Raw genomic sequence first — 19714 nt, forward strand, 5'->3', positions numbered from 1 at the left:
TCGGCCCTGTGCCGGGAATCTAATCACGTTGAACAAAATCAACATGTTGCAGATCCTCGGGACAGGCCCGAGGATGATAACGCAAGCTTTGCGGACTTCGTTAGCCGCCCTGTGGTGAGACAGCTCTCACCCACCCACTCTCATATCCGCCGCCCATCCGCCCCGAACAGATGGGTCTTGGCCAGATCGAATGCAAAGGGAATGGTCTCGCCGATGCGGATTGGGCGCTGGCCGTCCAGCAGCACGGTGGCCGGTTGGCCGTCCGGGGTGTTGGTGTAAACCACCGTCGAGCCGCCCAGATGTTCCACGAGCTGGATGGAAGCTTCGCCGAGCGAGGATTGCGCCTGCGGGTTGACGTGTTCGGGGCGCACGCCGAAGGTCAGCGGTTCGCCTTCGCCGGCCGCAACCGGCTTTTCCAGCACGATGCGCTGGCCGGCCACCTCGATGGTGCGGTTGGAGCTGTCGCCTGAAACCACCTTGGCGGAGAGGAAGTTCATCTTCGGCGAGCCGATGAAGCCGGCCACGAACTGGTTGGCGGGATTATTGTAAAGATCGAGCGGGCGGCCGACCTGCATGATGCGGCCGTCACGCAGCACGACGATCTTGTCGGCCATTGTCATGGCTTCCACCTGGTCATGCGTCACATAGATCATGGTGCTGCCGAGCGTCTGGTGCAGCTTGGCGATTTCGACGCGCATCTGCACGCGCAGTTCGGCATCGAGGTTGGACAGAGGCTCATCGAAGAGGAAGATTTTCGGCTCGCGCACGATGGCCCGGCCGATGGCGACACGCTGGCGCTGGCCGCCCGAAAGCGCCTTCGGCTTGCGCTGCAACAGCGGGCCGATCTGCAGGATATCGGCGGCCTTCTGCACCCGCGCCTCGACCTCCGGTTTTTTGTAACCCGCGGTTTCCAGACCGAAGGCGAGGTTCTTGTAGACGCTCATATGCGGATAAAGCGCATAGGACTGGAAAACCATGGCGATGCCGCGTTTGGAGGCGGCTGTTTCGTTGACCCTTTCGCCATCGATGCGAAGATCACCCTCGGAGATTTCCTCCAGCCCGGCAATCATGCGCAAAAGCGTGGATTTACCACAGCCCGAGGGGCCGACAAAAACGGTGAATTCACCCGGCTCGATCTTCAGATCGATACCGTGAACGACCGGAAAAGCGCCGAACCGCTTGACGATTTTTTCCAGAGTAATGCTGCTTGCCATGCTGTTTCTCCCGACTGTCGCGCCGCGCCAAGGGCGGCCGCGACAGTGTTGATGGTCTTATAAAATGTTTTCTCGGTTCAGCGTTTCATTCCCGTCGTGGCGATGCCTTCGATCAGCAGCCGCTGGAAAAACAGGAAGAACAGGAAGACCGGCACCAGCGACAGGTTGGACATGGCGAAAAGCGAGGTCCAGTCCGAGCTGCCGGTGGAATCCACGAAGGATCTGAGGCCGAGCTGCACGGTGTAGGTGTTGATGTCGTTCAGATAGATCAGCGGACCGAAGAAATCGTCCCAGGTCCAGATGAAGGAAAAGATGGCAGCCGTCGCCAGCACCGGCATCGACAGGGGCAACATGATCTTCCAGTAGATGCGGAAGGGCGAGCAGCCATCCATGACAGCAGCCTCGTCCAGTTCACGCGGGATACCGCGGAAGAACTGCACCATCAGGAAGATGAAGAAGGCATCCGTCGCCAGATATTTCGGCACGATCAGCGGCAGCGAGGTGTTCACCCAGCCCATTTCCAGAAACAGGATATATTGCGGGATGAGCACGACATGATAGGGCAACATCAAGGTGCCGAGCATCAGCGCGAACCAGAAATTGCGCCCACCGAACCGCAGCCTTGCAAAAGCGAAGGCGGTGAGCGAGCAGCCGACCACATTGCCGATGGTGGCGAGCACCGAGATGAAGAAGGAGTTCCAGAAAAACTGCCCGAAACTCACCTGCAGCCCGGTCCAGCCGCGGATATAACCGCCGATATCGACCGACGAGGGAATGAGCGAGGAAGAACCGAACAGCTCATCCTGCGGCCGGAACGAACCTGAAATCATCCACAGAATTGGATAGAGCATCGCAAAGGAAGCAATGATCAGCGCGGTGTGGAGCATCACCGATTTCAGCGGTGTGCGTTGCGGGCCTTGTCCGGGCCGGGGAGCGGTAACAGCGTCAGTCATCGTAATGCACCCAGTATTTCGCGCTGAGGAACGAGAAGGCCGTGAACAGCGAGATGATGATCACCAAAATCCAGGCAAGCGCCGAGGCATAGCCCATGCGGAAGAAACCAAAGGCTTCCTGATAGAGGTAGAGCGTGTAGAACAGCGTCGAGTTGATCGGCCCGCCGGTGCCTTCGGAAATGATGAAGGCGGGCGTGAAGGCCTTGAAGGCATCGATCGTCTGGATCACGGCGTTGAAGAATATCACCGGTGTCAGGAGCGGCAGGGTAATGCGGAAGAACTGCCGCACCTTGCTTGCTCCGTCGATTTCGGCGGCTTCATACATATCCTGCGGGATTTGTCTCAGACCCGCGAGGAAGATGATCATCGGCGAACCGAACTGCCAAACGGACAGGATGACCAGCGTGTAGATCGAATAATCCGGATTGGAAATCCAGCTTGGTCCTTCATAACCGAAAGCCTGCCACAGGATCATGTTGACGAGGCCGTCAGAGGCGAAAAGCTGGCGCCAGAGCACGGCAATGGCCACGCTGGAACCCAGCAGCGACGGCAGATAGAAGATCGCCCGGTAGAGCGTCAAACCCTTGATGCCGCGATTGAAGGCGAGCGCCACCAGCAGAGCGAAGATGAGCTTCAGCGGCACCGACAGCAGCACATAGGTAAACGTCACCTGCATGGCCGCTGCAAATTTCGGATCATCGGTGGCGATGCGCACATAGTTTGCCGCCCCCACCCAGTCCGGCGACTGCAACAGGTCATAATTGGTGAAAGACAGGTAAAGCGACGCGAGCGCCGGGCCCAGCGTGAGGCCGAAGAAGCCTATCAGCCAGGGCAGGAGAAACAGGTAGGCGTGAATATTGCGGTCGAACATCCGCTTCACGCTGCCCCGCTTCGGGAGAGCCGCGCCACGGCTCTCCCCCACAAGAGTTTCAGATCGAAATGCCATACGCAATCACTTCCGTTTGATAACGGTTTCAGATTCCTTGACGAGGCGGTCACCGCCCTCTTCAGGCGAAATCTTGCCGAAGCCAACTTCCTCCGCCGTGCGTTTCAGGACAAAGGCGAATTCGCCTGCACCCGGGGGTGGCGCCGGCGGCAGATCGCCGACGCCGGGGGTAATCTCGGCGATATATTCCACCATGCTCTTGCTGACCTCATCGAGCTTGGGGGTAAGCGCGTTACGCATGGATTCCGAAGCGGGAACACCGCGTTCAACGCCCAGAATATCGATGCCCTGCGGGTCGGCGACCAGGAAGTTGATGAACCCAACCGCCTGCTGGATGCCGGCGCTGCCATTGGCGACGCTGATGAGCATGGAAGGTTTGAGATAGTGGCCGGAAGGGCCATCCTTCGTGCTCTTCGGATAGGAGCTTATGGCAAGCTTGGCCTTGTTGAGCTTCTGATAACCGACGAACTGGTTGGAATGGGCGAATGCGGTTGCCGCCTTGCCCGTCGTCAGCGGGTTGGTTTCGATATTGAGCTGGTCGAGCGCCTGCACATCGGCCGGCACACAGGCGCCGCTCTTGCGCAGATCCGCCCACAAAGTGAACCACTTGGTCGCATCAGCAGGGTCAAAGCCGATGCCGCCATCCTGCGTGTAGAGCGATTTGCCGTTCTGGCGCAGCCAGTTCTCAAAGCTCGGCTCCACGCCGCTAGCATCGGCCGTGGCATAATAACCGGGTTTCGGCTTGTTCTTGCTGAGCTTGGCGGCGTTTTCGGCAAACTCTTCCCAGGTCTGGCCGATGGATGGCGGCGTCGCGCCGGATTTTTCCCAGGCCGCCTGGTCGAAGAAAACGGCGCTGGAATTGACGCCGAGATTAATGCCGTAAAGCTTGCCATCGACCCGGCCGGAATCGATGTTCATCTTGCCGAAATCTTCGATCTTCAGGCCCTTGCCGATATATTCATCGAGCGGCGCAAGCGCGCCGCGACGGCCATATTCGAAGATGTAACGATAATCCATCTGGATCAGGTCAGGCGCGTTGCGGCCCGCCACCTGCGTGGCAAGGCGCGGCCAGTAATCACTCCAGCCGGCAAACTCACCGGCAATATCGAGATCCGGCTTGACCTGCTTGTAGGCCGATATCGCCTTGTTGGTGCGATCGGCGCGTTCCTGCGACCCCCACCACAACATGCGAAGGCGCGCGGCCTGCGCCTGCGCCGACCCTCCTCCCAATGTTGCAAGCGACAGGGCCGCAAGCCCTGCTGAAAGCACACCTCTCCTGTGAAGCATCATGGGCATTGGCAACTCCTCCCTATTGACTGCCAATTGATGATGAACGTAAACGACACTTGCCGTTTTATAACTAATTGGTTACATGGGAACACTGATCGCAAACATTGTCAAGCGGGTGCTGAAATGGAAGAAACGACAAAAAACCAGCCACTCGATCCGGCTTCGGAAAAAGCACCTGCCCCCAAGCGCAAACGCGCCACCGCACAGGTGCGAAACCCTGAAAGAACCCGGGCCGCCATCCTTGAAGCCGCCCGCCGCGAGGTGGCCGCCAAGGGGCTGGCGGGGGCTCGAATCGATGTCGTCGCCCGCCGCGCCGGCACTAACAAGCGGATGATCTACCATTATTTCGGCGACAAGGATGCGCTTTATCTCGCCGTTCTGGAAGATGCCTATCGCCATATTCGCCACACCGAAAGGCGGCTCGACCTCACCCGCAAGCCCCCTTCGGAGGGCTTGCGGGAGCTTGCGCTTTTCACCTGGCACTATTTCCTCGATCACCCCGAATTCCTGAGCATCCTCGCCACCGAAAACCTCAATAAAGCCCGCTATCTCAGGCAATCCCCGACGATTGCCGCCATGCATTCGAATTTCATTTCGGAGCTGGAAGAGGTGCTGCGGCGCGGCCGTGACACCGGCGAGTTCCGTGACGGCCTCGATCCGATCGACGTCTATCTGACCATCGCTTCACTCGGCGCTTTCTATCTTTCGAACCGGTTCACGCTCTCGACGATCTTCCAGCGCGACCTGACCGACCCTGCCGAACTGGAAAGATGGGGCCAGCACATCGTCGACACGCTGCTTGCTGCAGTGCGGCCAGTCTGAGCCGGCAGAACCGAATTCTCGTTTAACAACAGCGACGACGCGCTTTCGCATCCGCGAAGCGCGTCGTTTTCTTTTGCGGCGCGGTGAGGAAGGCGAACGACGGCCTCTCTCAAAATTCGAATTTTGTCCGCCAAAAACACCTTGACAGATCGCATCCTTCACGACCACAAATAACCAAATGGTTACAAATTGCCATGTTTGACGGAAGCGGCTTTCGGGAAAAGGCCGCCTTGGGAGGAAATTCATGAAACGTATCGGCGTCATCATGCACGGCATCACCGGCCGCATGGGTTACAACCAGCATCTCGTTCGCTCCGTTCTCGCTATTCGCGATCAGGGCGGCGTGCTTTTGAAGAACGGCGAAAGGGTCATGCTTGACCCCATTCTGGTCGGCCGCAACGGCGCAAAGATCGAGGAAATCGCGAAAAAGCATAATGTCGCCCGCTGGACGACTGATATCGATGCGGCGCTTGCAAACCCTGACGATACGCTGTTCTTCGATGCCGGCACGACGCAGATGCGCGGCAGCCTGCTGGAGAAAGCCATCAAGGCCGGCAAGAACGTTTATTGCGAAAAGCCGATTTCCGACACGATGGAAGAGGCGCTGGCGATTGCCCGGCTCGCCGAAAGCGCCGGCATCAAGCACGGCGTCGTTCAGGACAAGCTGTTCCTGCCCGGCCTGCGCAAGCTCGCCATGCTGCGCGACAGCGGATTTTTCGGCAAAATCCTCTCGGTGCGCGGCGAGTTCGGGTACTGGGTGTTCGAGGGAGACTGGCAGCCGGCGCAGCGCCCGTCATGGAACTACCGCCTGAAGGATGGCGGCGGCATCATTCTCGATATGCTGTGCCACTGGCGGTATGTGCTCGACAATCTGTTCGGCCCGGTGAAATCGGTAAGCTGCCTCGGCGCCACCCATATTCCGGAACGTTTTGATGAGCAGGGCAAAGCCTATAAGGCGGATGCGGACGATGCGGCCTATGCCACTTTTGAGCTGGAAGGCGGCGCCATCGCCCACATCAATTCCTCATGGGCGGTGCGGGTGCGCCGCGACGATCTCGTCACCTTCCAGGTGGATGGCACCCATGGCTCGGCGGTGGCAGGCCTGACCAAATGCTTCACCCAGCACCGCACCAATACACCGAAACCGGTGTGGAACCCCGACCAGCCGCAGACCATCGATTTCTACAAGACCTGGCAGGAAGTGCCCGACAATGTCGTCTATGACAACGGCTTCAAGGCGCAGTGGGAAATGTTCGTGCGCCATCTGGTGGACAATGACCCATGGCCCTACGGGCTGATGGAAGGCGTGAAGGGCGTGCAGCTTGCCGAACTGGGGCTGAGATCGTGGAAGGAACGCCGCTGGCTCGACGTTCCGGCTATTTCCTGAGGAGGCGATGTTGAGCGAACTCAAGCTACCGAAGGACGACCGTAGTATCGAGGTCTACAAATTGTCCGGCACGCCCGTCGCGGTTGAAAAACGAAGTGCTGCGGATTTCAACCGCGTCGCTTTCGCCGCCGCCCATGTGGTGGCCGATCCGTTTGCCGATAATGACCCGTGGCTGACGCCCGCCATCGACTGGGACGCGACACTGCGCTTCCGTCACCGCCTGTGGGACCTTGGCCTCGGTGTCGCCGAGGCCATGGATACGGCGCAGCGCGGCATGGGGCTCGCTTGGCCGCAGGCGCAGGAACTGATCTCCCGTTCGCTGAAGGAAGCAGCCAGCCGCAAGGATGCGCTGATTGCCTGCGGCGTGGGCACAGACCATCTCGATAGTGGCGGTTATGATCTAAACCAGATTATCGACTCTTATCTGGAACAGCTTGATTTTGTTCAGGGAGAAGGCGGACGCGTTATCCTTATGGCAAGCCGCGCGCTGGCCGCTGCTGCCCGCTCGCCGGATGATTATCTCAAGGCTTATGCCAGGGTGCTTTCCCGCGCCGAGCAGAAAGTGGTGATCCACTGGCTGGGTGAGATGTTTGACCCGGCGCTTGAGGGTTACTGGGGCTCCGGTGACCACATGCAGGCCATGGAAACCTGCCTTGCCATGATCGAGGAAAATGCCGACAAGATCGACGGCATCAAGATTTCGCTTCTTTCCAAGGAAAAGGAAATCGTCATGCGCCGCCGCCTGCCGGCTGGTGTGCGCATGTATACCGGCGACGACTTCAACTATGCCGAATTGATCGCCGGTGACGAACAGGGGCATTCGGACGCCCTGCTCGGCATTTTCGACGCCATTGCGCCGGCCGCCTCCAAGGCTCTCGCCAGCCTGAAGCGTGGCGCGGACAACGAGTTCTTCGATATTCTGGAGCCGACGGTGGCGTTGTCGCGCCATATCTTCAAGGCGCCGACGCGCTTCTACAAGACCGGCGTGGTGTTCCTCGCCTATCTCAACGGGTTGCAGGAGCATTTCACCATGGTTGGCGGGCAGGAAAGCACCCGCTCCACGCAGCATTTCGCCGAGCTTTTCCGGCTGGCGGACAAGGCCAATGTGCTGGCCGAACCGGATCTCGCAACGCACCGCATGAAGGCGTTTCTTTCGGTCCGTGGCATTGGCTGAGGCAGCAGAACTAGGGGAGATATCGATATGAGCCTTGAAGGCCTTTCCATCAATTTCGCCACCGTGCGCCAGGGCGGTGCTTTTGGCGCCATCGTTGATGCCTGCCTTGCCCATGGCATCACCGCCATTTCGCCCTGGCGCGAACAGGTGCACGGCGTCGGGCTCGCGGAAGCCGCCCGCATTGTCGAACGGAACGGGCTGCGCCTCAGCGGCCATTGCCGGGGCGGCTTCTTCCCCGCGCCCAATGCGGAAGGCCGCCGCCTCGCCATCGAGGACAATAAACGCGCCGTCGATGAAGCGGCCGCCATGAAGGCCGATTGCCTCGTGCTTGTTGTCGGTGGCCTGCCCGCCGGTTCCCGCGATCTGAAAGGCGCGCGGCAGATGGTGGAAGACGGCATGGCCGAACTTCTGCCCTATGCCCGAGCCGCCGGCGTGCCGCTTGCCATCGAACCGCTACATCCCTTTTACGCCGCCGAGCGCGCCTGCTTCAACACACTGAAACAGTCGCTTGATCTCTGCGACCGGCTGGGGGCCGGCACCGGCGTTGCCATCGACGTCTATCACGTCTGGTGGGACCCGGAACTGGAGGAACAGGTGGCGCGGGCCGGCAGGAACGGGCAAATCCTTGCCCACCACATCTGCGACTGGCTGGTGCCGACCACCGACCCGCTCAATGATCGCGGCATGATGGGTGACGGCGTGATTGACCTGAAGGCATTTCGCGCCATGATCGAGGCTGCCGGCTTCCACGGCCCGCAGGAAGTGGAAATCTTTTCGCATCGCTGGCAGGCGCGGCCAATGGACGAGGTTCTGTCCACGGTGGTCGAGCGTTTCAAGACTGTTTGTTGAGATATCCGGGAGAGAGACAATGCCTGAAAGGGTGAAACGCAAACGCTATGCGCTGGTCGGCACCGGCAATCGCGGCACCACCATGTGGGGCCGCGAACTTCTGGCCGGTTGGAGCGATTATGTCGAGCTGGTCGGCATTTGCGACCTGAACCTGATGCGCGCCGAACGCGCCCGCGCCATGATGGGCTCGAACGCACCGCTTTATGACGATTTCGACCGGATGATGCTGGAGCAGCGCCCGGAACTGGTGATCGTCTGCACGCCTGACGATACACATGACGACATCATCATCCGCGCGCTGGAAGGCGGAGCCGATGTCATCAGCGAAAAACCGATGACCACCACCCCGGAAAAGATCGACCGTATTCGCGCAGCGGAGGCCAAAAGCGGCCGCCGGGTCGATGTGTCCTTCAATTACCGTTTCTCTCCCACCGCCGCGCGGATCAAGGAACTGATCGACGACGGGGCCATCGGCACGGTCACGTCAGTCGATTTTCACTGGTATCTCGATAACCAGCACGGTGCGGACTATTTCCGCCGCTGGCACGCCTTCACCGAACATTCCGGCAGCCTGTTCGTGCACAAGGCCACCCACCATTTCGATCTCTTGAACTGGTATCTCGATTCCGATCCCGTCGAAGTGAAGGGTTTCGGACAGCTGCTGCATTACGGCAAGAACGGCCCGTTCCGCGGAACGCGCTGTCGCACCTGTCCGCACAAGGATGAGTGCGATTATTTCATGGATCTCGGCGCCGATCCTTTCCTCGATGCGCTCTATGAAGATCCGTCGAGCATTGACGGTTATATGCGCGATGCCTGCGTCTTCCGCGAAGAGATCGACATCCCCGATACGATGAGCGCCTCGATCCGTTATGCGAGCGGCGTGCAGGTATCCTATTCGCTCAACACCTATATGCCGATCGAAGGTCATCACATCGCCTTCAACGGCCATAAGGGCCGCATCGAGATGCGCCAATATGAAAAGCAGCCCTGGACGGAACCGCCGGCCGATGAAATCCTGCTGGTCAAAAGCTTCGGCGGCGGTGTCGAGCATATCTGGGTGCCGCATGAGCCGGGCGGTCATTATGGCGGCGACAACCGCATGCGCGACATGATCTTCAAACCGGGCTCGAATGACCGGCTGCGCCAGCGGGCAGGTTCACGTGCCGGCGCCATGTCGGTTCTCTGTGGCGTGGCGGCGCTGAAGAGCGCCCGCGAGGGCGGCTCCGAAGCGGTGAAATCACTGCCGCTCTAGAATCTTCGGCGCGCGGCCGCTTCGACAGCGGGCCGCGCGCTGCAACTGGCAAAAAGAACGGACGATATTCCGCAGATTACGCGCCTCTTCCATCCCGATAATATGATTATCGGGGGAAGAGAGAGTGAATTATGTCCAGTTTTGAAGCCTTCGTTCCGCTTATCATCATCGGTGCCAGCCTGTTTGTTTTCTTCAAATGGGTGGGACGCGATATGAACAGGGACGAGAAAAAACCGCGATCCCGCCGCTGACGTATGAACAGTTGCCATAACCCGGCACAGCTGCGGAACCTCGCGCTTCTGCCGGCGTTTTCCTTCCAAAGGAGAACAGGCCATGATGCAGCAGAAAAAGCCGAAGACAGTCGAAAAGAGCCCTTCCAAGGCCAGCGAAATTCCACCAGCTGGCCCGCACGCCAAACCTTCGCTTACCGATTATGACAAGACGCCGGGCGCAGGCAGCCTGCCAGATGGCGACAACGCGAAGGATGTTTCGCCGGGCGCCGGTTAACACGTATCCCGTGCGGCTGGCAGCTACAGAGCATCGCGGAAAACGTTTTAAAATAATTACTTACAAGAAATACTAAGATAACTTAACGTATTTTCCACCGCGCCCTCGTTGCAAAATTGAAAATTCCGGCTATATTTGCCCAATCGACCATTGCTTGTGACCGACGCTCCAGCCTCCGTGCTCTCGTTGGATTTCCTCTCAAATAATCGATCCAATCCCGCAAGGTATCGCGGGAACCACAACGATTGCTACGAAAGGAAATCGTTATGAACACTGGTACTGTAAAGTGGTTCAACGCCACCAAGGGCTTCGGCTTCATTCAGCCTGACAACGGCGGCACGGACGTTTTCGTTCACATCTCCGCAGTTGAGCGCGCAGGTCTGCGTTCGCTGAATGACGGCCAGAAGGTCACCTACGACATCGTTCAGGACCGTCGCTCGGGCAAAAGCTCCGCCGACAATCTGCGCGCTGCCTGATTTGTCATTCGCGCCGCTGGCGTTAATACGGCAGCGGGCGTAATGATTCTGAGAGGTCGGGTTAAGCCCGGCCTTTTACTTTTTTTGGCCATGGGAGGCTCTCATGCGCAAAAATCTTTACCGCTCCGGCGATGCGATTGTCCTCAAGGCGGGCGTCCTTGGCAGCAATCAGCCCAGCGGTCCTGGCCGGATCACAATGGTTCTGCCGGAAACACAGGGTTTGGTTCGTTTCAGGGTTCGTTTTCAGAACGAGAACTTCGAACGGAACATTGCGTCCGATGAAATCGATACCGCTTCATCCTCATCGAGAGGAATGGATGCGGAAAGTTTAGCACCCCGTGCTTCGGGATCCAGCTGGATCAACTCGAGCACGATCAAAGTCAGAAAATAGCAGCGACGGCTGCTTTTAAGGAGATATTTTGCAGGTCATCGTCAGAGACAACAATGTCGAGCAAGCGCTTCGCGTCTTGAAGAAGAGAATGCAGCGCGAGGGTATTTTCCGCGAAATGCGTGCTCGTGAAGCTTACGAAAAGCCGTCGGCAAAGCGCGTTCGTGAAGAAGCCGAAGCCGTTCGCCGCCACCGCAAGCTGGCGAGAAAAAAGATGCAGCGCGAGGGACTGCTGCCGGCTCCTAAAAAGGCTGCCCGCACCCGCTAATTGCTAATCCTGCCTTCCCGCAAAGGAGAACGTCATGACCGAACCAAAAGAGGCTGTTTTCAAACCCGAAAAACTGTCCTCTCAGGATAAGGCCTCGATGACGGACAAGGCGGCAAGACAGATTATCACTGCCGAATCCGACCAGCGTACGCGCAAGACGGAACGGCTTCGCCAGCTTCGCGAAGCGCAGGAGGCGGCAACCGCCGCCACTCCGCACCCACCTGTCAAAAGGCCATCCGGTAAAAAATAGCGCCGTTGCGCATTTTGCCGTCGTCTTCTCGAAAAACCTCTTGAACCTTATACGCAACAGGCGCACCTTTCGCCTGTCAGCAACCTGTTGAAGGGCGCTGGTGATTGAGGACAGACAGTCCTCGCCCCAAGCGAAAGGAGGACGTAATGTCTTCCGAGTTTTATTCACCAAGTCTTTCACGCAACCTCGTCCGCACCGGCGGCGCGGGGTATCGGGAAAATGCGTCGCTGCGCCTGCTTTTGAACGCAGCCGAAGAAACGGCCATCCGCCAGGATCGCGACGCTTATTTTGCAGCCTTTCCGGATTTCGGCGTCCAGACCGACGTGTCGAAGAGAAGCGTTCCAGCGGGCCGCATCCGCCTGTCCAAACCGACCCTGTCCTTCGGGAAACAGTCACTGCCGGGACCATCCTTGTCCTGACGGTGAAACCGCTTCCCACCCCTGCCCGCCTTGAGCGACGATGCTCAAGCGTCACATCAGATACTGCTTCAACATGAGGAGAACACCATGGCCAAGGGTCAATTGCGCAGCAATAAGGAAGTCCGCAAACCGAAGAAGGACAAGACCAAGGCTGCAGCCGCAGCGCCGACCGGTTCGCAGGTCAAGTTCGCAAACGCCACGACGGCGGACGGCAAGAAGAAATAACGGGGCGCCTCACGTGGCTGCCGGCAAATTATAGAGGGTAAGACATCCTTTTAATTACCGGACTTGTTTTGGCCACATTGCCCATCTATATAGCTCATATGGCAACTGCTGGTGAGCGCGAATGAAATTGTCGTTCGCAGTTGTTTTAGTCGCTTTAGACTTTTGACCACGGATGTACTGGCACTGGTGTTGAAAGCGATATGAGGAAGGTCGGTGCAATATTGCCCCGGCCTTTTTTGTTGCCTGCAATGCTGCGGATGACAGATGCCGCAGATTACAAATATCTCCGAACGTGCGATCGGCGGCCGAATTAACTTGCCTATCAGCCCCAAAGGGCGCACGATTCCCCATCGGTAATTTATGGGCGTTACCGCCGTCAGGCTGATATGCCGTCCCAAAGCCCCCGTCCTGCGCATGTCGTTGACCGACAGGACTTTTCGTAATTTTTTAAACGACATGCACGGCGGCATCGGCCGGGACACCGGAAATGGTTTTGCTTGGTATCGCCCGTCGTTCAAAACGTTGAAGCGTCCTTGCATGGCGTCCGGAAGGACGCGTGACGCTCCGGCTTTGTGTACTCCACAGAAAGGAGGACGTCATGTCTTCCACTTGCGACAATTGCATCATTTCATCACAAGACCTGAAAATGCTTCAATCGGTGCTCGAAGGCCTGGGTTATGACCACCACCTCGTCGATGATGAGGCTCTTCTTTACAACAATGCGGCCCGCAAGGTGATCCAGCTGTTTCAGGACGGGTTGACCGACCCGGACGATCTTTCGGGCGAAATGCTTTTTCTGTTCGGCGCTCACAAACATGAACGCGTGAAGGCCTGGAAGCCGCTGCCGCGTTACGCGATCCAGGGCCTGCCGCCGCTTTATCGATGATGGAAATGCCCCTCGTGCGTTGCATGAAGGGCAACCTTCAAAATCACCGATGAAAATAACGGCTTGGCAAATACCTTATATCAGGCAAGACTGAAATGGAGCGTCCTGCATGCGTTCACGCGCAACACGGGACGCTTCCCGTATGGAATTTGCAGCATCGGACATTGCAGAACCGCGACTGGCTTGCGGAATGTCCTGGCCAGGTTTCATATCGGCAAGTTTTGCGTCTGCGTGGAGGGTGGAGTATGACGTATGACTGGAGCGGCCGCAGGATGCGGCGTATGCGAGCGGCGAAACTGACGATCATCAGCCTCGTCGCGGCTTTCGTGCTGACGGCTCCGATCTTTGCGCATTACTGAAACCACGCAAATTTAACGTCCGATCAAACCGTCTGGCTGATTTTGTCCGGCTTTCTTCAGGCGGTTCTTCAGCCATTTCTGAACCGGCTGATCATAATGCACCGTCAGCCACCATGACAGGCAGGTCGTCCCGACCAGGAAAACGATGCCGACCGGCAAAGCCATGTTCGTCCCGTCAACCGTGGGTATCAGAAGCTCCGTCCAGGCCAGAAGCGGAATATGCAGGACATACACCGCATAGGACGCCGTGCCCAGAAACGCCGACACCACTGCCGTCCTGCGGCCCGGAACCGTCTGGCTTGCGACGAACAATAACAGCGGCCAGATGAGCAGCACGACCATAAGATCGAAAAACGGTCGAAGCTCCCGCGTCATCGGCACGGCGAGGATGAAGCAGACCAGCAGAAGACAAAGAACAGCCTGTACCGGCCGCAGCTGCGGCACGCGGTTGCGGTAACGATAAATCAGCACGCCGATGAAAAACGAGAAAAATACCCGTCCCATGCCGGCATACATCTCATGCCAGCGAAAACCCGCATGCAAGCGGCCAAACTCAGCGGCGGCCACCATCAGCACAATGGCGCTGACGGCCAGCACCGCAGCCGTCTGTTTCGCCGTCGCCCGCACGCCCCAGCGGGCATAAAACACATTCACCACCAGCTCGTTGAACAGCGACCATGCCGGGCTGACGAGAAACAACGCGCCGTTGAGGGTGAGCGTGAAGGGAGCCGGCAGAAAGAGAAGCCCCGTGACCAGAGCGAAAGCCAGCTCGCCCGGCTCGATATGCCGATGAAGATCATCGATCGGCGTTGGCAGGCCCAGCACATAAAGACAGATGAAGTACGCAGCCATCAGGGCCAGCGCCAGGCCGTAAAGCGGATAAAGACGGGCAAAGCGCGCCTTCATGAAAAAGCCGGGGGAAATCGCCCCCTCGAGCAACTTCCTGCTATAGGCATGCGCCAGCACGAAACCGCTCAAGGCAAAGAACAGATCCACCGCGAGATAGCTCGACGCCGTGCTTTTTCCGAAAAGCTGCTCGGCATGACGGTGAACGATGAAGAGGGCAGCCACACCCCTTATGCCGTCGAGCAATATGAAGCGTTCCGGGGATGATTGGACCATGATATTGGGGCTCGGTGGGGCTGAACGATATTATTCCGCAAAAACGAGGTTTACCGCGCAGCGGCTCATCGCTTCCAGTCACAAACTGTTTAACGCAGCATACACCGCTCAATATTATGAAACACTTCCCCTTGGCCGACACTCTTCCGCAGACGTGAAAGGCATGCTACGTCCGGATGTCATCGATGCTTTGCCCCTTTGACTTTGCGCATCACGCCCCGCGAAAACCGGCTTCGATTTTTGTGAGGGATACCCCGGGCGCAAATTGGGATCGGGCGGATCGGAGACAGGCAACTTTCGCGGAGTCCCATTATGTCCAGCATTGCAGACCGTATCAGAAAAATCATCGTGGACCAGCTGGGCGTAGACCCCGCCACGGTCGTCGATGACGCCAATTTTGCTGACGATCTCGGTGCTGATTCCCTCGAAGTCGTTCAGGTCGTCATGGAAATCGAAGAGGAATTCGGCGTGGAAATTCCCGATTCCGCCGCAAACACGATCCTGACCGTGGGTGATGCCATCCGCTTCATCGAAAAAAACAAGGCTTGATTTAAGGCTTGATTTTGGGCCTGCCCGGCAGCGGCGGGTTTACCCGCCGCTAACAGCGCCGCAACGGATCGGGTTTCGACGCAGGCGGCGCGACCTGTGCCAGACCGTAATATTCACCAGAGCGACGGCTAGAAAGACGGCCGGGCGTCATCCTCCCGGCGTATCTTTCGTTGGGCGCAAAAGATATATGATAAAATTAGTCATGTTTATTGCCACGGGGTGATTTTTCACCTATGCAGCCCGGGATCGCTCAATCCTTCCGACCGGGAACCCGCCTCATGTGGAGCAAGCCCACGTCCCGCGCACTTATCGATGATGCCGTACAGCTCTATTATGAGGAGCTGTGCAAGGCCATGAACCGGCGCGGACACACGACTGCCATTTCGCAGGAGATCGTCCACGATCTTTACGTGCGGCTGACCGGCAAACCCCGTCTTCCCGAAAATACCTCGCTCATCCGCGCCTTTCTGGTGCGCGCCTGCGCCAATCTCGGCATCGACCGCCGCCGCCGCGAACAATTCGAGCGCAGGCTGTTTTCCGGCAGCATGGAGGAAGCGCTTGCCGCGCCACAGCCGGTTAATGATGCCGATAGCCTCGCCGACCGGGAACATCGCCTGAAAGTGCTGCGCCGCGCCGTCATGTCCATGTCGCTACAGCGCCGGCAGGTCTTCCTTGCCAGCAGCATCGGCAACCTGAATTCGGTCGATATCGCCGCGCGAAGCGGCATCAGCAAAAACATGGTCGATCGTCATCTGCGCAAGGCTTATCTGCATTGCCTGGAGTGCCTGGAGGAAACGCTGTGACAGGATCGGCAAAAAGCGCCTCGACGTTGCGCGAGGAGGCCGTCGACTGGTTCCTGCAACGGCGGGAAAGCCCGGACGATCTTATGCTCGCCGCGCATTTCGATGCCTGGATCGCCGGGGATGAACGACATGCAAAGGCTTATGAGCGTGTCCGATGTCTTATGGGCGACGCCGGCGCCCTTCTGGCGGGTGATCAGGCGTTTCTGGCAAAGGCAACGCGCCGGCGCGGCGGCGGCAAAGCCAAAGCGGCGGCGGCAGCCATTGCCGGCGTCTCGCTGCTTTCCGCCTTTTACCTTACCGACATGCCCATGCGTCTGCGTTCCGACCATATGTCCGGCACGGCGGAGCGACAGGTCGTTACCGCGCCGGATGGCTCGACCATCACCCTGAATGCCCATTCCGCGATTGCACTGCGTTTCTCGAAAGAGGCGCGGCGCGTTGTGCTGCTGCGCGGGGAAATTTTCGTTGAAGTCGCCCCCGATGCGGCACGGCCTTTTTCAGTCGAGGCGGCAGGCGGCACGACAACAGCGCTCGGGACAGCCTTCGATGTCGATATGCGCAACGAAGCGACGAGCGTGACGGTGCTGGAACACAGCGTGCAGGTGGAAACCGGCAAGCAGGGCCAGAATGGCCGGGTTCATGAAAACCAGCGCGTCGATTATTCGCCCAACGGCCAGCTTGGCAGCATTGAAACGGTCGATCCCTCCTCCGTCGCCGCCTGGCGCAACGGCCGCTTCATCTTCGAAGACAGGCCGCTTGCCGAAGTGGCGGAAACCTTCGAGCGTTATCTTCCCGGCCGCATCGTCGTGACGCGGGAGGGCCTGCGGCAAAAGCGGCTGTCGGGCAATTTCGACCTTTCCAACCCGAATGCCGCTCTTGCGGATCTGGCCGCCGCGCTGGAAATCCGCCTCATCAAAGCCGGCCCTTATCTGACGGTTCTTTATTGAGTGAAATTTTTTCGCCGGGGGTGTCCTTAAAAAACGGGTCCATTCGTTCGTGGAGCAGAACAATATCTGCCGCCCCGGAGAGGTGCCCGAAATGACCAGACCAGAACCCGCTTTCCGCCACAGGACACGCGCCCGCGCATCATTATTTTCCCTTTTACTTGCCAGTGCGGCCATGGCGGCTATTCCCGCACAGGTCTTAGCGCAGCAAACCCAGAAGGTGGCAATCAACCTGCCCGCCGGCAACATGGCGACCGCGCTCAATCGTCTCGCCAGCCAGTCCGGCCTGCAAATGGTCTATGACGCCTCCGTTGCCAGGGGTCTGAAAAGCGCTTCCGTATCGGGAACCATGACGCCGGCCGAGGCGCTGGAGCGGCTGCTTTCGGGAACCGGCATTCGTTACCAGTTCATCGGCGAAAAAACCGTCCGCATGGAAATGGCCAACCGTTCCGCCACCGCCTCCGAAGGCGGTGAAAGCACCGTGCTTCAGCCGATTACACTCAAGGGCGGACGTGTCTTCAACGGCGATGCCCCAAGCGTGGTCGAGATCGATCAGGCCGCCATCGAGGCCGCACAATCCAACTCCCTGCCGCAACTTCTTCAGAAAACCCCGGGTGTCAGCGCCAGCGGCGGCGTGCGCTCGCAAGGGCAGTCCACCTCCATTCGCGGCTTTGCCCGGCAGTCCGACGTGCGGCTGCTGCTGGATGGCGCACCGAAGAATTTCGAGCGTTACGACCAGGGTACCGTCTTCATCGATCCGGAACTGCTCAAGCGCGTGGAAATCCAGAAAGGCGCGACATCCGTCCGTTATGGCAATGGCGGCTTCGGCGGCACCGTCATAATGGAAAGCAAGACGGCTTCCGACATGCTGAAACCGGGCCAGAGCTTCGGCGCATGGGGCAAGACCAGCTTCCAGTCGGCCAACAAGCAGAAGCTCGGATCGGCGGCGATCTACGGCAAATCCGATTTCGGCGGCCCCGTGACCTATGACGGGCTTGCCTCGATCATCTGGCGCAAGAGCGACAATATGCGCGTCGGCGGCGGTCAGGTCTATGACGCGTCCAACGACAAGATCACCTCTTTCTCCGCCAATGCCGGTGCCGCCTATGACGGCCACGAGCTGCGCGCTTCGGTCATCTACGGCAAATCTGGCGATTACGGCCCGCTTGCCGCCAATCGCGGTGATCTCGGTCTGACGGCCTATTCCATCAAGACCTATGGTTATGATCTCGCGCGGCTGAGAGCACTGGCCTGGCGCGACATGGAGGATTTTTCCTCGACGCTGAAATATTCCTATGACGGTGACAGCGACCTTGTGAATTTCAAGGCGATGGCGAGCTTTTCCGCCACCAGCCTCGACATGACCCGTCCGGCCATTCCGGGTTTCGTTCCGACAGGCTCGCTCGGCGGCATGCAGGACGACACGAAATATACCGACTTCAAGCTGGAGGCGGAAAACACCTCCAATTTCGAGCTCGGCGGCGTGTCCCATGTCGCCAATTATGGCGTGCAATATATGCGCCATGAGCGGGACTCATGGATGTACGACATCGCCAACCGCACCAGCGCCCAATATAATTACGGCCGTTATGCCTCATGGATCAAGCCGGAAGGCAAGCAGGAAACCATCGCTGCCTTCTTCCGCGACGAGATCAGCCTGACCGACACGTTCAAGGTGACACCGGGCATCAGGTTCGACCATATCCGCTCGCAAGGCGTGCCCAATGCCGCGCCGCGTTATAACACACCGGCCGCCGGTCACGATTATTCTGCCGTGTCTCACAGCGGCGCGACGCCGGCTCTCAGCATGCGCTGGGAAGCGGTGCCCGGCACCACCTTCTTTGCCGACTGGGCCTATGCCATGCGCGCGCCGGTCATTGACGAACTCTATTCAAGCCAGAGCCTGGCAACCACGGCGTCGGGAACTTCGCGTAACCTGAAGGTCGAGCGCAACAACAACTTCAATCTGGGTGTTTCCCAGCGTTTCGATGACGTGTTCCAGAACGGCGACAGCCTGACGGCTTCGATCGGCGGCTTTTACAACAACGTCACCAATCCCATCACCCGGCGGTTCGGCAGCGCCAACCTTGCCCGCGTCAAGAATGTGCCCTTCTACTGGAACACACCGTCCTACAAGATTTACGGCCTCGATGTCTCGGCGAGCTATGATTCCGATTACATCTTCGGAAATCTCGGGGTTTCCTGGATGAACGGTTCCCGCAACGGCGCGATCAACGATGTCTATGGTCCAGATACCTATATGAACGACCTGTCGCCGCTGACCGCCAACCTTCAACTGGGTTACAAGCTGCCGGACTGGGATCTGGCGCTCAGCTGGAACGGCCAGTTCGTCGCCCATCAGGAGCGCACGCCCGTCAACCAGGGTACTGGATATTTCTACGCACGGCCCGAAAGCCTGGGTTACGCCGTGCACGGCATCGCTATCGACTGGACACCGAAGGAAGGCATGTTGGCCGGGCTGGAAGTGCATGCCGCAGTCGAAAACCTGTTCGACAAATATTACTTCCCCTATCTCAGCGATGGCATCGCCGCCCAGCCGGGCCGAAATTTCAAGCTGTCGATCAGCCGCAAATTCTGAACCCGGAAAACCAAAGGGGCGGAAACCAT

The 19714-nt window shown here is 58.6% G+C and carries 22 protein-coding genes; 17 read left to right on the forward strand and 5 right to left on the reverse strand.

Features of this window, described 5'->3' with window-relative positions; all coding sequences use genetic code 11:
* Window positions 1-140 precede the first annotated feature (140 nt).
* The 4 genes from EXN68_RS23590 to EXN68_RS23605 all read right to left on the reverse strand — a co-directional run bounded on the left by EXN68_RS23590 (window position 141) and on the right by EXN68_RS23605 (window position 4409).
* Window positions 141-1214, reverse strand: a complete 1074-nt coding sequence (locus EXN68_RS23590) for an ABC transporter ATP-binding protein (protein WP_065116511.1) — start codon at window positions 1212-1214, stop codon at window positions 141-143.
* A 77-nt stretch (window positions 1215-1291) separates the two neighbouring features.
* Window positions 1292-2167, reverse strand: a complete 876-nt coding sequence (locus tag EXN68_RS23595; RefSeq protein WP_142843209.1) for a carbohydrate ABC transporter permease — start codon at window positions 2165-2167, stop codon at window positions 1292-1294.
* The gene (locus tag EXN68_RS23600) at window positions 2160-3038 is read right to left on the reverse strand and encodes a carbohydrate ABC transporter permease (RefSeq protein ID WP_225245840.1); all 879 of its coding nucleotides are present in this window, start codon (window positions 3036-3038) and stop codon (window positions 2160-2162) included. The genes EXN68_RS23595 and EXN68_RS23600 overlap by 8 nt, the downstream gene beginning before the upstream one ends.
* Window positions 3039-3119: 81 nt before the next feature.
* The gene (locus EXN68_RS23605; RefSeq protein ID WP_142843210.1) at window positions 3120-4409 is read right to left on the reverse strand and encodes an ABC transporter substrate-binding protein; all 1290 of its coding nucleotides are present in this window, start codon (window positions 4407-4409) and stop codon (window positions 3120-3122) included.
* A 117-nt stretch (window positions 4410-4526) separates the two neighbouring features.
* Between EXN68_RS23605 and EXN68_RS23610 the strand changes: the two genes are divergently transcribed.
* The 13 genes from EXN68_RS23610 to EXN68_RS23660 all read left to right on the forward strand — a co-directional run bounded on the left by EXN68_RS23610 (window position 4527) and on the right by EXN68_RS23660 (window position 13309).
* Entirely contained in the window at window positions 4527-5225 is a 699-nt protein-coding gene (locus tag EXN68_RS23610) for a TetR/AcrR family transcriptional regulator (protein WP_065116515.1), read from the forward strand.
* Between the two features lie 244 nt (window positions 5226-5469).
* Entirely contained in the window at window positions 5470-6612 is a 1143-nt protein-coding gene (locus EXN68_RS23615) for a Gfo/Idh/MocA family protein (protein WP_065116516.1), read from the forward strand.
* A 10-nt stretch (window positions 6613-6622) separates the two neighbouring features.
* Complete coding sequence (locus tag EXN68_RS23620) at window positions 6623-7786, forward strand: dihydrodipicolinate synthase family protein (RefSeq protein ID WP_142843211.1); 1164 nt, start codon at window positions 6623-6625, stop codon at window positions 7784-7786.
* A gap of 27 nt (window positions 7787-7813) precedes the next feature.
* Complete coding sequence (locus EXN68_RS23625) at window positions 7814-8635, forward strand: sugar phosphate isomerase/epimerase family protein (protein WP_142843212.1); 822 nt, start codon at window positions 7814-7816, stop codon at window positions 8633-8635.
* Window positions 8636-8654: 19 nt separating this feature from the next.
* Window positions 8655-9890 (forward strand): Gfo/Idh/MocA family protein, encoded by a 1236-nt coding sequence (locus EXN68_RS23630; RefSeq protein ID WP_142843213.1) that lies wholly within the window; start codon window positions 8655-8657, stop codon window positions 9888-9890.
* A gap of 333 nt (window positions 9891-10223) precedes the next feature.
* Window positions 10224-10397, forward strand: coding sequence for a hypothetical protein (locus EXN68_RS27715; RefSeq protein ID WP_193559548.1), 174 nt, complete (start codon window positions 10224-10226; stop codon window positions 10395-10397).
* Window positions 10398-10663: 266 nt separating this feature from the next.
* Window positions 10664-10873: a cold-shock protein gene (locus EXN68_RS23635; protein ID WP_046800412.1), complete on the forward strand. Its 210-nt coding sequence runs from the start codon at window positions 10664-10666 to the stop codon at window positions 10871-10873.
* 103 nt (window positions 10874-10976) lie between these two features.
* A complete protein-coding gene (locus EXN68_RS23640; RefSeq protein ID WP_142843214.1) occupies window positions 10977-11264 on the forward strand; it encodes a cold-shock protein in 288 nt (95 codons plus the stop codon).
* Between the two features lie 28 nt (window positions 11265-11292).
* Window positions 11293-11529, forward strand: a complete 237-nt coding sequence (gene rpsU / locus EXN68_RS23645) for a 30S ribosomal protein S21 (RefSeq protein ID WP_046800410.1) — start codon at window positions 11293-11295, stop codon at window positions 11527-11529.
* A gap of 34 nt (window positions 11530-11563) precedes the next feature.
* Window positions 11564-11779 (forward strand): hypothetical protein, encoded by a 216-nt coding sequence (locus tag EXN68_RS23650; protein WP_142843215.1) that lies wholly within the window; start codon window positions 11564-11566, stop codon window positions 11777-11779.
* Between the two features lie 146 nt (window positions 11780-11925).
* Window positions 11926-12198 (forward strand): hypothetical protein, encoded by a 273-nt coding sequence (locus tag EXN68_RS23655; RefSeq protein WP_142843216.1) that lies wholly within the window; start codon window positions 11926-11928, stop codon window positions 12196-12198.
* Between the two features lie 87 nt (window positions 12199-12285).
* Window positions 12286-12423, forward strand: a complete 138-nt coding sequence (locus EXN68_RS27720) for a hypothetical protein (RefSeq protein WP_167379179.1) — start codon at window positions 12286-12288, stop codon at window positions 12421-12423.
* 598 nt (window positions 12424-13021) lie between these two features.
* Window positions 13022-13309: a hypothetical protein gene (locus EXN68_RS23660; RefSeq protein WP_142843217.1), complete on the forward strand. Its 288-nt coding sequence runs from the start codon at window positions 13022-13024 to the stop codon at window positions 13307-13309.
* Window positions 13310-13680: 371 nt separating this feature from the next.
* Here the strand turns inward: EXN68_RS23660 and EXN68_RS23665 are convergent, their stop codons facing one another.
* Window positions 13681-14790, reverse strand: coding sequence for an acyltransferase family protein (locus EXN68_RS23665; protein WP_142843218.1), 1110 nt, complete (start codon window positions 14788-14790; stop codon window positions 13681-13683).
* Window positions 14791-15102: 312 nt separating this feature from the next.
* Between EXN68_RS23665 and EXN68_RS23670 the strand changes: the two genes are divergently transcribed.
* The 4 genes from EXN68_RS23670 to EXN68_RS23685 all read left to right on the forward strand — a co-directional run bounded on the left by EXN68_RS23670 (window position 15103) and on the right by EXN68_RS23685 (window position 19685).
* The gene (locus EXN68_RS23670; protein WP_046800405.1) at window positions 15103-15339 is read left to right on the forward strand and encodes an acyl carrier protein; all 237 of its coding nucleotides are present in this window, start codon (window positions 15103-15105) and stop codon (window positions 15337-15339) included.
* Between the two features lie 278 nt (window positions 15340-15617).
* Window positions 15618-16142: an RNA polymerase sigma factor gene (locus tag EXN68_RS23675; protein ID WP_046800404.1), complete on the forward strand. Its 525-nt coding sequence runs from the start codon at window positions 15618-15620 to the stop codon at window positions 16140-16142.
* Complete coding sequence (locus EXN68_RS23680) at window positions 16139-17089, forward strand: FecR family protein (protein WP_161991468.1); 951 nt, start codon at window positions 16139-16141, stop codon at window positions 17087-17089. Before EXN68_RS23675 ends, EXN68_RS23680 begins: the two co-directional genes overlap by 4 nt.
* Before the next feature lie 91 nt (window positions 17090-17180).
* Window positions 17181-19685 carry a TonB-dependent receptor gene (locus EXN68_RS23685; RefSeq protein WP_237681468.1) on the forward strand — a complete coding sequence of 835 codons (2505 nt, stop codon included), beginning with the start codon at window positions 17181-17183 and terminating at the stop codon, window positions 19683-19685.
* The last annotated feature ends 29 nt before the right edge of the window (window positions 19686-19714 follow it).

The sequence above is a fragment of the Martinezella rhizogenes genome, from assembly GCF_007002745.1.
GTDB lineage: Bacteria > Pseudomonadota > Alphaproteobacteria > Rhizobiales > Rhizobiaceae > Agrobacterium > Agrobacterium cucumeris.

Excerpts from the sequence above, each read along its gene's own strand:
- EXN68_RS23595 (WP_142843209.1), bottom strand. The coding sequence starts at position 2,167 with ATGACTGACGCTGTTACCGCTCCCCGGCCCGGACAAGGCCCGCAACGC.
- EXN68_RS23600 (WP_225245840.1), bottom strand. The coding sequence starts at position 3,038 with ATGTTCGACCGCAATATTCACGCCTACCTGTTTCTCCTGCCCTGGCTG.
- EXN68_RS23615 (WP_065116516.1), top strand. The coding sequence starts at position 5,470 with ATGAAACGTATCGGCGTCATCATGCACGGCATCACCGGCCGCATGGGT.
- EXN68_RS23610 (WP_065116515.1), top strand. The coding sequence starts at position 4,527 with ATGGAAGAAACGACAAAAAACCAGCCACTCGATCCGGCTTCGGAAAAA.
- EXN68_RS23660 (WP_142843217.1), top strand. The coding sequence starts at position 13,022 with ATGTCTTCCACTTGCGACAATTGCATCATTTCATCACAAGACCTGAAA.
- EXN68_RS23590 (WP_065116511.1), bottom strand. The coding sequence starts at position 1,214 with ATGGCAAGCAGCATTACTCTGGAAAAAATCGTCAAGCGGTTCGGCGCT.
- EXN68_RS23685 (WP_237681468.1), top strand. The coding sequence starts at position 17,181 with ATGACCAGACCAGAACCCGCTTTCCGCCACAGGACACGCGCCCGCGCA.
- EXN68_RS23670 (WP_046800405.1), top strand. The coding sequence starts at position 15,103 with ATGTCCAGCATTGCAGACCGTATCAGAAAAATCATCGTGGACCAGCTG.
- EXN68_RS23625 (WP_142843212.1), top strand. The coding sequence starts at position 7,814 with ATGAGCCTTGAAGGCCTTTCCATCAATTTCGCCACCGTGCGCCAGGGC.
- EXN68_RS23605 (WP_142843210.1), bottom strand. The coding sequence starts at position 4,409 with ATGCCCATGATGCTTCACAGGAGAGGTGTGCTTTCAGCAGGGCTTGCG.
- EXN68_RS23640 (WP_142843214.1), top strand. The coding sequence starts at position 10,977 with ATGCGCAAAAATCTTTACCGCTCCGGCGATGCGATTGTCCTCAAGGCG.
- EXN68_RS23630 (WP_142843213.1), top strand. The coding sequence starts at position 8,655 with ATGCCTGAAAGGGTGAAACGCAAACGCTATGCGCTGGTCGGCACCGGC.
- EXN68_RS23675 (WP_046800404.1), top strand. The coding sequence starts at position 15,618 with ATGTGGAGCAAGCCCACGTCCCGCGCACTTATCGATGATGCCGTACAG.
- EXN68_RS23665 (WP_142843218.1), bottom strand. The coding sequence starts at position 14,790 with ATGGTCCAATCATCCCCGGAACGCTTCATATTGCTCGACGGCATAAGG.
- EXN68_RS27715 (WP_193559548.1), top strand. The coding sequence starts at position 10,224 with ATGATGCAGCAGAAAAAGCCGAAGACAGTCGAAAAGAGCCCTTCCAAG.
- EXN68_RS23655 (WP_142843216.1), top strand. The coding sequence starts at position 11,926 with ATGTCTTCCGAGTTTTATTCACCAAGTCTTTCACGCAACCTCGTCCGC.
- EXN68_RS23650 (WP_142843215.1), top strand. The coding sequence starts at position 11,564 with ATGACCGAACCAAAAGAGGCTGTTTTCAAACCCGAAAAACTGTCCTCT.
- EXN68_RS27720 (WP_167379179.1), top strand. The coding sequence starts at position 12,286 with ATGGCCAAGGGTCAATTGCGCAGCAATAAGGAAGTCCGCAAACCGAAG.
- EXN68_RS23635 (WP_046800412.1), top strand. The coding sequence starts at position 10,664 with ATGAACACTGGTACTGTAAAGTGGTTCAACGCCACCAAGGGCTTCGGC.